The 12334-nt window shown below is 52.5% G+C and carries 10 protein-coding genes; 4 read left to right on the forward strand and 6 right to left on the reverse strand.

The window, feature by feature from the left end; translation table 11 throughout:
- Nucleotides 1-43 precede the first annotated feature (43 nt).
- Nucleotides 44-1177 carry an N-acetyl-alpha-D-glucosaminyl L-malate synthase BshA gene (bshA, locus tag BUE76_RS05750; RefSeq protein WP_073048635.1) on the reverse strand — a complete coding sequence of 378 codons (1134 nt, stop codon included), beginning with the start codon at nt 1175-1177 and terminating at the stop codon, nt 44-46.
- Between the two features lie 327 nt (nt 1178-1504).
- Between bshA and BUE76_RS05755 the strand changes: the two genes are divergently transcribed.
- A complete protein-coding gene (locus tag BUE76_RS05755) occupies nt 1505-2866 on the forward strand; it encodes a M20/M25/M40 family metallo-hydrolase (protein ID WP_073048637.1) in 1362 nt (453 codons plus the stop codon).
- A 131-nt stretch (nt 2867-2997) separates the two neighbouring features.
- Nucleotides 2998-3417, forward strand: a complete 420-nt coding sequence (locus tag BUE76_RS05760) for a hypothetical protein (RefSeq protein WP_245798435.1) — start codon at nt 2998-3000, stop codon at nt 3415-3417.
- A gap of 139 nt (nt 3418-3556) precedes the next feature.
- On the opposite strand, the gene BUE76_RS05765 is transcribed toward BUE76_RS05760, so the two are convergent.
- On the reverse strand, nt 3557-4261 hold the full coding sequence (locus tag BUE76_RS05765) for an SAM-dependent methyltransferase (protein WP_073048639.1): 705 nt from the start codon (nt 4259-4261) through the stop codon (nt 3557-3559).
- 179 nt (nt 4262-4440) lie between these two features.
- Nucleotides 4441-5202, reverse strand: coding sequence for an EI24 domain-containing protein (locus tag BUE76_RS05770; protein WP_073048641.1), 762 nt, complete (start codon nt 5200-5202; stop codon nt 4441-4443).
- A 260-nt stretch (nt 5203-5462) separates the two neighbouring features.
- Here BUE76_RS05770 and BUE76_RS05775 point away from each other — a divergent pair, with 260 nt between their 5' ends.
- Complete coding sequence (locus BUE76_RS05775; RefSeq protein ID WP_216820629.1) at nt 5463-6101, forward strand: DNA-3-methyladenine glycosylase; 639 nt, start codon at nt 5463-5465, stop codon at nt 6099-6101.
- A 41-nt stretch (nt 6102-6142) separates the two neighbouring features.
- Here BUE76_RS05775 and BUE76_RS05780 read toward each other — a convergent pair whose 3' ends face one another.
- Complete coding sequence (locus BUE76_RS05780; RefSeq protein WP_073048643.1) at nt 6143-8506, reverse strand: T9SS type A sorting domain-containing protein; 2364 nt, start codon at nt 8504-8506, stop codon at nt 6143-6145.
- Between the two features lie 362 nt (nt 8507-8868).
- On the opposite strand from BUE76_RS05780, the gene BUE76_RS05785 reads away from it, so the two are divergent.
- Complete coding sequence (locus BUE76_RS05785; RefSeq protein WP_073048645.1) at nt 8869-10290, forward strand: SLC13 family permease; 1422 nt, start codon at nt 8869-8871, stop codon at nt 10288-10290.
- 219 nt (nt 10291-10509) lie between these two features.
- Here BUE76_RS05785 and BUE76_RS05790 read toward each other — a convergent pair whose 3' ends face one another.
- On the reverse strand, nt 10510-11523 hold the full coding sequence (locus BUE76_RS05790) for a PorP/SprF family type IX secretion system membrane protein (protein ID WP_073048647.1): 1014 nt from the start codon (nt 11521-11523) through the stop codon (nt 10510-10512).
- 67 nt (nt 11524-11590) lie between these two features.
- Nucleotides 11591-12334: uracil phosphoribosyltransferase (gene upp / locus BUE76_RS05795; protein ID WP_317043375.1), on the reverse strand; the 744-nt coding region annotated here is incomplete at its 5' end.

Raw genomic sequence — 12334 nt, forward strand, 5'->3', positions numbered from 1 at the left:
TTTATAAATCACAACCCCAAACTCCAAACCCTTAACTCCAAACTCAAACCGCAGCCTTCACCAAAAACTTCTCATACAACTCCTCGTACAGCGGTACGATATTATGGATGTCAAACTGCTTGGCGTGTGCCGATGCACCCTTGCGGAAAGTTTCGAGTGTGGCATCATCCTGCAGGATGGAAATGGCTTTTTCGCTCATGCTGTCTACATCACCTACATTACCCATATAGCCGGTAACGCCTTCTACAATCACTTCGGGCAGACCGCCTGCATTGGTGCTTACCACGGGCACACCGGCAGCCATGGCTTCCAGTGCCGCCAGGCCAAAGCTTTCGTATTCGGAAGTGAGCAGGAACAGGTCGGCTATGGCCAGGATGTCTTCCATCTGCTCCTGTTTGCCCACAAAACGGATATCATCGCAAATACCGAGGCGGCGGCTCAGGTCTTCGGCAACGGCACGCTCGGGGCCATCGCCTACAAAGAGCAGTTTGCTGGGTATGCGTTTGTTTACTTCATTAAAAATGAGCACCACGTCCTGCACCCTTTTCACCTTGCGGAAATTGGAAGCATGCAGCAATATCCGCTCGCCATTGGGTGCGATCACTTTTTTAAAGGCATCAATGGGTTTGCGTGAAAAGCGCTCCACGTCCACGAAGTTGTGGATCACCTCTATGGATTTATGGATCTTAAACGTGTTATAGGTCTCCTGGCAAAGGTTCTGCGAAACGGCCGTGATGGCATCGCTCTGGTTGATGGAGAAAGCTACCACCGGAGCATAGGTTTTGTCCTTGCCCACCAGGGTAATATCGGTACCATGCAGGGTTGTTACTACGGGTATATCGATGCCGTCCTGTGCCAGTATCTGCTTGGCCATATAGGCCGCCGATGCATGCGGAATGGCGTAGTGTACATGGAGCAACTGCAGGTGGTTGTTCTTGATCACATCCACCAGGGTACTGGCCAGTGCCGTTTCATAAGGCGGGTAATCGAACAGGGGATAGGTAGGCACCTGCACCTCGTGGTAGAAGATGTTGGGGACAAACATGTTGAGCCGCACAGGCTGCTGGTAAGTAATAAAGTGTACCTGGTGTCCTTTATTGGCCAGTGCCTTGCCCAGTTCGGTTGCCAGCACGCCGCTGCCGCCGAAGGTGGGATAACAAACTATTCCGATGCGCATAGTAGGATGGGTAATGATAATGAGTGATCAGTGATGAGTGATGAGTGACTAAGGATCAGTAAGTAATGATAATTGATTAGTGAATGATTGGGTATTGGTGTTTGATGAATTGCTGGTATAAAAAATATAGCATGAAACTGTGCTTATATATAACAGCTGCTTGCCAGCAATCATCTTTAACTCCTCACTCATTATTCATTACTCATCACTCCTTACTCATTCTCCCCACTTCTCATCCGGTTTGTGCAAAAGTACGGCCCCTTTACACCTAAGCTGTTAAATTATTGTACGGCCGGGATTACTTATTTTAGCTGCCAACTCGTTCACATGAAGAAAGCTTTACTCGCGCTGGCCATTGCGGCCCTGCCTGCTGCCGCATTTGCCCAGCAGGATGATACCTTGTTTTTACGCCGCCTGGCCGATGAAGTGCTGGAAAACAGCGGCGCCTACGAAAACCTCCGCTACCTCACCAAAAAGATCGGTGGCCGTCTTGCCGGCTCGCCACAGATGGTGCAGGCCGAGCAGTGGGGCCTGAAGGCCATGCAGGCTGCCGGGCCCCAAAAAGCTTATATGCAGGAATGTATGGTGCCCCATTGGGTGCGTGGCGGAAAAGACCAGGCCTGGGTAACAGCCGGTAAAACCAGGAAGCAACTGGATGTGGTGGCCCTCGGCAATACCATTGGCAGCGCCAAACCCATCACCGCCGAAGTGGTGGCCATCGCCAACTTTGAAGAGTTGGAAGCCAAAAAAGACCAGCTGAAAGGAAAGATCGTTTTCTATACCTATCCCTTCAACCGCAAGATGGTGCGCACCTTCCAGGCTTATGGCGATGCATCGAAGTACCGCCGTGAAGGGCCAACCCGTGCTGCTCAATACGGTGCAGTGGCGGCCATTGTGCGCAGCATGTCGCACGGCACCAACAACCACCCGCATACCGGTTCCACTACTTATAATGAGGCTTACGCCAAAATCCCTGCGCTGGCCATCGGCCTGCAGGACGCCGACTTGCTGGACAGCCTGGCACGCAAGGGTAAGGCTAACGTAACTGTGCATACGAAAGGATATTTCCTGCCCGATACCATCGGCCACAACGTAATTGGCGAACTGCGCGGCAGCCAGTACCCCGACCAGATCATTACCCTGGGCGGCCACCTCGACAGCTGGGACAACTGCGAAGGCGCCCACGACGATGGCACCGGTTGTGTGCAAACCATCGAAGTGCTGCGGGCGTTTAAGGCTTTGGGTTACCAGCCCAAACGCACCATCCGTTTTGTGTTGTTTGCCAACGAGGAAAATGGTGCCCGTGGCGGTGCCAAATATGCCGAAGAAGCAAAAGCAAAAGGCGAAAAGCATGTGCTGGCGCTGGAAAGCGATGCAGGAGGCTTTACACCCCGTGGTTTTGGCTTTACCGTGGGTGCCGATAAATGGAACAAGATCCAATCCTGGGCACCCCTGCTGGCCCCTTATGGCGGCGGCGAGCTGGCGCAGGGCGGTGGCGGTACCGATATTGCCCCCCTCAACCGGCTGATGGGTACGCCGCTGGCAGGGCTGGTTCCCGACTCGCAGCGTTACTTCGACCTGCACCATGCACGCAACGATGTGTTTGAAGCCGTGAACAAACGCGAGCTGGACCTGGGTGCCCTCAATATGGCGGCCCTTGTGTACCTGGTAGACAAATACGGCCTGTAAAGGAGTCCTGAACTTTATGGTGTGTAGTTTGCAGTAGCTCCTTATGAGCCTATATTAGTACCACCGTCGGTGCAGTTGCCTTTACCGTAAGGTTGTGTGCAGCTACACCCCATAATTTTCAAAACCTTTCCATGACTGAAACCATTGCTCCCAACTATCCCCGTCGCTCCGGTGTGCGCAAGTTTTTCTCCATCTTCATGGTGGTGCTCCTGCTGATCCTGCTCATTTTCTTTTACTGGCGCTATTTCTATGTTTTTGGCGAAGGCGTAAAGGCCGGCGAGCTGAACTTTTTGGTCAAGAAGGGATATGTGTTCAAAACATACGAAGGCAAGCTCATTCAAAGCGGTATCCGGAGCAGAACACCGGGTTCGGTACAGAGCTACGAGTTCGACTTTTCGGTAGCCAACGAACGTATTGCCAACCAGCTGATGCTGAACAGCGGTAAGGAGTTTGAGCTACACTACAAAGAATACATGGGTACCCTGCCCTGGCGCGGGCATTCGCGGTATATTGTTGACAGCGTGATCAACATGCGGACTTTGGGGCGGTAGGCAGGTGGACAAACCTATAAGGTTTTAAAAACCTTATAGGTTTCTTTTGAACAGGAACTTCCTTTGAACAAACCTTGAAGGTTTTAAGAACCTGATAGGTTTGATTCCAGATCTTCCATCTATTAAAGAGATGGAAGATCTATTTCCCCGCATGTAATAAGAAGATAGCCGGGCGCTTGTGCAGCTCCGGCTTTTTTTGTTTCCAGTCCTTTGCTGCCAGGGTAATAATGCTTTCGGTAGGTGCCGTCAGGTCTACCGCCACGCAGATGCGGGTTTGGGGCTGGCAGGTTTTGGTGAGGGTTTCCAGCAAAGGGTTGTTGCGGTAGGGGGTTTCAATAAAGATCTGGGTACAGTCCTTTTGCCGCGACTCTGCTTCCAAAGCTTTGATGGCCTGCAGGCGGGCGCTTGCTTCAATGGGCAGGTAGCCTACAAACTGGAAACGCTGGCCATTCATGCCACTGCCCATCAGAGCCAGGAGGATGGAGCTGGGGCCAACCAGTGGTTTTACGATGGCGCCCTGTTCCTGTGCTATTTGTACCAGCACCTGCCCGGGGTCAGCTATGCCGGGGCAGCCTGCTTCGCTGATGATGCCGATGGTTTTGTTGGCCCTGAGCGCCTGCACAAAGGAATTGCGCAGTTCGGGTGTCACCTCCTGCATATTGTACCACTGGTAGTCATCGATCACCATTTCCTTCCACAGCAGTTTCAGGAAACGGCGGGCGGTGCGCTCCTGCTCCACAAAAAAATGGCTGCATGCCTTTACGGCATCGAGAATATAAGCGGGCAAAGGGGCTGTCTGGCCTTCGTGCAGCACGGTGGGAATAAGGTAAACTGTTGCGGGCATGATGAGATTTGGGATGTGCGATGTCGGATTTCGGAAAAAATCTTCGCCTGTTGCTAAAAGGGCAAAGGTCGGGAAACAAATACCGTTACAACAAATACGGTATTTACCCGTGCTCCCTGTCTCCGTAGTTCAATCTTGTTTTAGGTAAACCCGAAATCCAAAATCGCTCATCCCAAATCCTACGCCCCGCTTTGTTTGATGCGGTACACGCTCATGGTGGCTGCTACCACCGCGTAAGCAGGTGCCAGCACCCAGCCTGCAAATGGAACGGCATGCATCAGGTAAAACAAGAAGCCGTTGCCAATGGCCAGCCCGCGGTGGCGGGTAATAAAGTCGATGCTTTGGGCTGGGGTGAGGCGGGCCCTTTCGCAGCTGTAGTCGAGCATGGAAAAGCCGTAATAAAAACATTCGAGCGACAGGGCGATCACCGGCGTGATCCAGCCCACAATGGGAATAAGCGACAACAACAGCAGGGAAACTGTATATACCGTTTGCCACAAAGCATTGCGCAGGGCGATGCGGGTGCCCCGCCAGATGTCGATGAGCAGTTGCTTCCAGGAAAAAGGATAATCCTTCCCTTCCAGTATACTTTCTGTTTTCTCGCTGAGGTAGGCAAAAAGGGGCGAGCCCACAATCAGGAACAGGAATTTGAACAACGAGAAATAAAACAAGAGCAATACCAGCCGCAATATCAGTCCGGCCATCACAAACAGGAAACTCAGGATCTCGCTGTTCTCCTTTTTCAGCCAGCGCTCCCAGATATTCTGGCTCAGCCAGCTCACCGCATCGTTCGACGACTGCCAGAAGAAGTACATGCCCGTTACAAACAGGAGCATGTACAGGATACCCGGGATAAGGATCCACTTCCAGAGGCGGTGTTCGCGGATAAAGCGGTGTGCCTGTCCGTAAGACTGAAAAGCGATGACAATTTCTTTGAGCAAGCGGTGGATTTGATGGGTAAATATATCGCAAAACGAAAAGGAGCTAAGTGGTATTGCAACTACATCGGAGGGGGGTAAGAAAGCTGCAGGCTGTTAGCTACAAGCTGCAAGTAAGGAATGTATGACGACGGACGGCGTTAGTATTCGATGCCTATCGTCCATGGACCATGGACCATGGACCATCGTCCACAGACCGGGTCAATCCTTGTGGAGCCCTTCCCTGGCTACCACAACGGTCCTTATTTTGCAACCTCCTGATGATGGATGACCTGGAACATAGCATGGCTTCGTGGCGGAAACTGCCGCCTGCATTTTACCTGCGCCCCGATGTGGTACTGGTGGCCCGTGAGCTGCTGGGCAAGGTGCTGGTTACCGGATGGCAGGGGCGGTTTACCGCAGGCCGGATTGTGGAGACCGAAGCCTATGCAGGTGAACTGGACCGGGCCTCGCATGCCTACCGGGGCCGAACACCCCGCACTACCGTGATGTTTGAAAATGGGGGAACGGCCTATGTGTACCTCTGTTATGGGCTCCACCAGATGTTCAATATTGTAACCAACAGGGAAAGCATTCCGCATGCGGTATTGATCCGTGCCCTGGAGCCATTAACAGGCATCGATATCATGCTGGAGCGTACCGGTAAAAAGAAGCTTGATCACACCCTTACCCGCGGTCCCGGCAATGTGGGCAAGGCCATGGGTTTTCATACATCCCAGTGCGGCGTTTCGCTGCAAAGCGAAGACCTGTTTATTGCCGATGATGGTTATAGGGTGGCAGATGATGCGGTAGCCGTTGGTCCGCGCATTGGCGTGGATTATGCCGGCGAAGATGCCCTGTTGCCCTACCGTTTCTTCCTTAAAGGCAGCCCTTATGTAAGTGGTAAAAAACAATACACCTGAAGGCATTGCCTCCAGGTGTATTGCCAATATAAACAGGAAGTTTATTGTTTTACTACGATTTGTGAGCCTACCAGCCTTTGGTTGTCGTCATAAACGGCGGCGATATAGGTGCCCTTTGTAAAGCTGCCCAGCGTAAGGCCCAGGTCGTTGGCGCCCTTGTTGATGCTGAACTTTTGCTCCGACAGCTTTTTGCCGGTAAGATCCAGCAGGATTACACGACCCGCAAATGGTTCGGCGCTGCTGAACTGCAACCTGAACTCGCCCGGGGTTGGGTTGGGCAATACCCGCATGGACTGCGTGGTTTCGGTAAAGTCCCTGGGTGCAATACGGCTGGTGGTTGTGGGTACGGCAATTTCGAATGTAGTGGTTACGATCTGCCCATCGGGGTTGGTGATCACCAGCGGGTAAGTGCCTGCGGGCTTATTTCGGGTATTGAGCTTTACCCTTATTTCGGTAGCATTCCGGAACTGTACATTGGAAGCAATGATGCCATTGGTGCTTTTTACCGTTAACCTGTTGAAGCCCGGCCCCCCTTTGTCGTTGCCCGGATCGAAAAAGCCCGAATGGTCTACCGACATGGCCTTGATGGTGATTACCGTATCCCGCCTGTTGCTGAGGGTACCCAGGGGCAGGGGCGTGGCCGGCGGGGGCGCTTTTATCTGGATGGCCTGTGTGCCATAGGTGTCGTCCCAGTTGGCATATTCCTGGAAGGTCCAGATCGTCTGGTTGTCGTCAGGGTCCACTACGGTTTGGCTATAGTCGCCCCAGCGACCCAGGTAATTGCCCCTCTGGAAGGCAAAGGCATAGATGGAGCGGGCGTTGGTAACGGTCTTGGGTATGCTGAGGATGCCTGCGGGCTCGTCGTTAAACCTGTCGGCAACAAACACGTTGAGGTGCTTGTTGTATGCCGATGTAGTGCCCGAAAGGGCAACATAGCCCTGGCCGTTGGCTATTACACTGGGATTGAAATAGCTGATGGCGCGGGCGCCTGTTTTTTTGGAAGGATCAAATACGTTCCCCAGCTGTTTGATTTTGGGTGTGCTGTAAATGTCGCCTACTTCGTACCAGCGTGCCGATGTGCGTGCCGTGGTGGTGAAATCAGGCCCTTCGGCGGTGCCGCCTTCCCGGTTCAATCCAACGGCGTGGGTGGTCCACAAGGCGCTTTTGCCTGTCAGCTTGTTTTTGCTGATACCGGCGGCCAGCAGGCGTGTATCCAGCGGATCAATCACCATGGGGCTGCCCGGTGCGGTAACGTCTCTCGGGAAATAATAAGGATCAATCTTAAGGGTGTGTTTGGAAAGGCCAACAGGCGTGCCCGTAGCATTATTGAATGTAAGGGAAGCCAGTTCCATTTCATCCCAGTTCATACCCATACCCACAAAAAAGCTTTTATTGGCTTCGGGGTCATCGTTTTGAACCCCTTGTGGTACATACATCCCCTCAGCCACCGTATTGGTGAGCCGGCCCAGCTTCAAGCCATAAATCAATAAATTGCCATTCAACATCCGCTTTTTATCGGCAAAAAGACCAACCATATGTATGGAGTCGGTACCGCCAAAAACACTGGGGAAAAAGCTCACCCCGCCAACAGCTACCGCATTGCGGTCAACACCCAGTGTGGGATAGTCGAGGAACGGGTTGATGGGAACGGAACCGCCTTGCGGGATAACAAGCCTGATGGGAAAGGCGTAGTAATAAATACCGGTGTTTTCGTTGATCAGTTCGCTGTCGGTTACCGCCATCAGCACATAGTTATCTGCAAATTGCCAGTTGACCTCGATGGCAACAAAAAACCAGCGTTTGCTCAAACGGTCGTACCGCACATGCGGATCGGATGCAAAGCTGCCGCTGCGCAGTACCGGGCTGAACAGGTCATCGAGTAAAACGGAGATTTCCGATGATGCTACCTTCAGGCTTCCTCCGATGGGGGTAGTAGTGGGCGCTTCCGTAACGCCTTTCTTTTTGAAAACTTTGATCAAGGAATTGGTAGCTACCACCACCTGTTTACTGCTTACATCCCCGTTAGGATCGGGTGGCGTAATAAAGGGAAATTCGTCAGAAGTTGTAGCAAGGAAATTTGACCAAACTCCGGGTTTCCGGTCAATGCTGCTAACAGCCGATTGGGTTTCGTTATCATTTTCATCGGCGGCATTGGGGTTCACCCGTTGTTGTGCCTGCACCTGCTGCAGGAAGTTGCGCCGCTTGCGCAATTCAATTTTATAAGGCGGCATTTTGCGCACCGTATCTGCCGCCGCCATCCGGCGGTTGGTTTGCAGTTCACCAAACTTCTTTTTCACGGCCGTTTGGTTGAAAACCGGTTTCATTTGCTGTGCTGCAGCCTGTCGGGCAGTTCCTGCCAGTAAAAAGAAAGCTGTAAGCAATAGTAGGTAAAGGGCTTTGCTCATACATCGTAGTATTTGGGTAAAAGAATAACGCTGTTGCTCCATGGGGTATGAAACTTCAAAGGGTAGGTTATTCTATAAGCACAGCAATGCCCTGCTGCAGGCAGCAATACCTGCACGTACACAAAAGGATAAGACCGGATGGATTGCTGTTGCAGAAAAGCAAGCAAACTTGTTCCTGGAAATGTTGAAAGAGTAAGGATTTGCTAGGTTGGAACGGGGCGCCCTATTTCAAACATATTACAATTTAATCTAAAAAGCTGTTTGCATGCAAGTGATTGTTGCAATATTTATTTAGTGCCTGATCTGTGTTGTTGTGTGTGGCGGCGTATTATCTTACAAGGTTTTATTGCCAAACTGCTTGCATGTATAACTGGAAAGAACACCTGGGCATGGCTGCTGCCCTTTTGATTGCCTGTATCCTGTATTTCTGGAATCCTTTCAATGTATCGGTCGCTGCCGGCAAGGTGCTGTCGGTAGGCGCCTTTATGATCACACTCTGGCTAACCGAAGCGCTACCCATGGCGGCGGTGGCCCTGATGCCGCTGGTGTTGTTTCCCTTATTTGGCATTGCGCCCATCGATACTACGGCGGCATCCTTTGCCAACCCGGTTATCTTCCTCTTCATGGGTGGTTTTATGATTGGGCTGGCCATTGAAAAATGGAACCTCCACCGGCGCATCGCACTCAACATCGTACGCATTACCGGCACCAGCGGCAACCGCATTGTGCTGGGTTTTATACTGGCTACCGGGCTGATATCTATGTGGTTGAGCAATACCGCCACTACCATGATGATGTTTCCCATTGCCCTGTCGGTGATACAGGTGCTGGATGAACGCAAGCCCGAAGGGCGTATGGACAATTTCGCACTCACGCTGATGCTGTCCATTGCTTTTGCTTCCAATTTCGGGGGCATTGCTACCCTCATCGGCACGCCGCCCAACGTGGCATACGCCGCTTATATGGAAAAGAAATACGGTACCGGCCCGCAGTTTATCGACTGGCTGCTGGTTTGTATGCCGCTTTCCATCCTGCTGCTTTTGTTGTTGTACTGGGTAATGGTAAAATGGCTGTATCCCAACCACATGAAGGCCAATGCCGACACCCGGGCGGTGATCGATGCGGAACTGCGCAAGCTGGGTAAGCTCTCTGCAGCCGAAAAGCGGGTGCTGGCAGTCTTCCTGGTCACGGCCCTGCTGTGGATCACCCGCGACCTGATCAACGCCCTTAAGGTGGTAAAGCTGGATGACAATATAATCGCGGTATTTGGTGCCCTGCTGCTTTTTGCCCTGCCCTCGGGCAAAGGCAAGCCCCTGCTGGAGTGGAGCGACACGAAGCATATGGCCTGGGGTATCCTGCTCTTGTTTGGTGGCGGCATCGCACTGGCGGCAGCGCTGGAAAAAGCGGGGCTGGTACAGCAACTGGGTACCTGGTTTGCGGGCTTTGGCGGCAATGCTTTCCTCCTGCTTTTCCTGGTAACACTGATCTCCCTCTTCTTGAGCGAGATCATGAGCAACGTGGCCCAGGTGATTGTGTTTGCCCCCGTGGTAACAGCGCTTGCCGAAGCTTTACACATGAATCCTTACCTGCTGGGTATTCCCATGACGCTGGCTGCCTCCTGCGCCTCCATGCTGCCCATGGGTACGCCGCCCAATGCCATTGTATTTTCCAGTGGCTATATCAAGCTGCACCAAATGACCCGCGTGGGGCTGGTGATGAATATCATTTCGGTGGTACTCATTACCCTGTTTTGCTGGTACGTGCTGCCGTTGGTGGTGAAGTAGGAGGGGAAGTCGGTAAAGTCAGTAAAGTTGGAAGACGGGAAAGACGGGAGAGACGGGAGAGACGGGAGAGACGGGAAAGAATAAGAAAACCCGCCAAGGTAGTACTTTAAGTAACTATCCTGGCGGGTTCTTTATGCTATCGAAAACGTCTTTACTGACTTTCCTGTCTTTTCCAACTTCCGACTATTCTTTCCCGTCTTTACTGTCTTTTCCGTCTCTTTAGAACTTCGGACAATACAGCTTCTTCGCATTGGGGTCGCGGTGCTGGCGGGTATAGATCAACGAGATCTCGGTACCGCCGCGCATGTTGGAGGCTGGCCGCAGCTTGGAAGTGTTGACATCGTAAGTGGCGCCGAAATGAAACTCGCCAAACTCAAGCCCGATATAAGGAATGAACGCATCGTTCACGCGGTACCACATGCCTGCATAGAGGTTGGTGGGCGAAGAGGCATCTGCGTTGAGGTTGAGCATATAAGCGCCGCCTAATACAGTATTGGTAGCATTGGCCTGGCGGCTGTAGTTGGCACTGAGGTGCAGGGCGTTCAGTCCATCGCTCAGGGGCTGTGTAAAACCTGCCTGGAAGGTTACGCGGGGCTGCAGCAAAAAGTCGCCGCCGCGGAAGGATTCCTTGGGCCGGTTGATATGGTACATGGAAACACCCGCATACAGGTTGTTCTCGCCGTTAAACGAACCCGTGTACAACAAACCGGCGTTTACATCCACGTATTTTACATTGATCTGCTGTGCCGAAAAAACCTCGTTGGTAACACCGGTAAAACCTAAGGAGGTCAGCTGGTCTTCAAATTTGAGGCTGGTAACATCCAGCCGCTTGTTTACAAAGGTGCCCTGGAAGCCCACACCGATCTGGTGCATGCCGTTTTCATCCAGGCCCTTATGGTAGGCCGTGGAAACACCCAGGTAGTTGTTTTGTAAAATGCCGTTGCCACTACGGTCGCTGAAAGCCAGCATGCCAACGCCAAACTGGTCGATCTCCGGTATACTGTTTTTCAGGATGCCCGCATCGGCGGAAATAGTATAGGTGGTAAACGCATTGTTGATGGTAGGCCACTGGTTGCGATAATTACCGGCAACGCGCATATCGCCATTAAACTTACCGGTGAGGGCAGGATTAAGGGTAAGGGGAGAGGCAAAGAATTGCGAGAAGTTGGGGTCCTGTGCTTTAGCGGCAACACCCAAAACGCACAATAGGAGACTGGATAGGATTTTTCTCATTTTCGCATAAGCGTTATGGACCATCAAATTAAGGAAAATTGGCCCATACATACATAAAAAAATCGGCCTATGACTGCATTTTAGCGCCGAAAGCCAGGTCGCCCGCATCACCCAGTCCCGGAACGATATAACCTTTTGCGGTCAGTTCGTCGTCGATGGCGCCACACCAGATGGTAGCCAGGGGCACTTCGCGGCGCACATATTCGATACCCACGGAGCAGGCGATGGCGCACACGATGTGGATGCTTTTGGGGTCGCCTTCTTCTTGGAGGTATTTCACGCTTTTGGCAAGCGAGGCGCCGGTTGCCAGCATGGGATCGGACACAATCAGGATGCGGTTCTCGATCTCGGGAGAAGAGAGGTATTCAATGGCGATCTCGAAGTCGCCGTTGGCGTCGTGCTTGCGGTAGGCCGAAATAAAGGAGCAATCGGCTTTGTCGAAATAGTTGAGCAGTCCCTGGTGGAGGGGCAGGCCGGCGCGGAGGATGGTGGCCAGCACGGGCTGCTCGCTCAGCATGGTTTGGGTGGCGGTACCCATGGGTGTTTGGATCTCACGCTCTTCGCTGGGCAGGCGCTTGCTGATTTCGTAGGCGGCAATTTCACCGATGCGCTCCAGGTTGCGGCGAAACCGCATGCGGTCGCCCTGCACTGTTACATCCCTCAATTCCGCTACCCAGTTGCTTACCAGCGAGTGTTCCCTGCTCAGGTTGATGATCATGATGATGGTTTTTCTTGGCGGCAAAAGTAGTTGAAAGACGGGAAAGACGGGAAAGACGGGAAAGACGGGAAAGACGGGAAAGACGGGAAAGAC

The sequence above is a fragment of the Cnuella takakiae genome (assembly GCF_001953305.1).
Classification (GTDB): Bacteria; Bacteroidota; Bacteroidia; order Chitinophagales; family Chitinophagaceae; genus Flavisolibacter; species Flavisolibacter takakiae.

Coding starts and splice junctions, on each gene's coding strand:
- BUE76_RS05765 (WP_073048639.1), bottom strand. CDS start 4,261: ATGCCCGCAACAGTTTACCTTATTCCCACCGTGCTGCACGAAGGCCAG.
- BUE76_RS05780 (WP_073048643.1), bottom strand. CDS start 8,506: ATGAGCAAAGCCCTTTACCTACTATTGCTTACAGCTTTCTTTTTACTG.
- BUE76_RS05755 (WP_073048637.1), top strand. CDS start 1,505: ATGAAGAAAGCTTTACTCGCGCTGGCCATTGCGGCCCTGCCTGCTGCC.
- BUE76_RS05790 (WP_073048647.1), bottom strand. CDS start 11,523: ATGAGAAAAATCCTATCCAGTCTCCTATTGTGCGTTTTGGGTGTTGCC.
- bshA (WP_073048635.1), bottom strand. CDS start 1,177: ATGCGCATCGGAATAGTTTGTTATCCCACCTTCGGCGGCAGCGGCGTG.
- BUE76_RS05760 (WP_245798435.1), top strand. CDS start 2,998: ATGACTGAAACCATTGCTCCCAACTATCCCCGTCGCTCCGGTGTGCGC.
- BUE76_RS05785 (WP_073048645.1), top strand. CDS start 8,869: ATGTATAACTGGAAAGAACACCTGGGCATGGCTGCTGCCCTTTTGATT.
- BUE76_RS05775 (WP_216820629.1), top strand. CDS start 5,463: ATGGATGACCTGGAACATAGCATGGCTTCGTGGCGGAAACTGCCGCCT.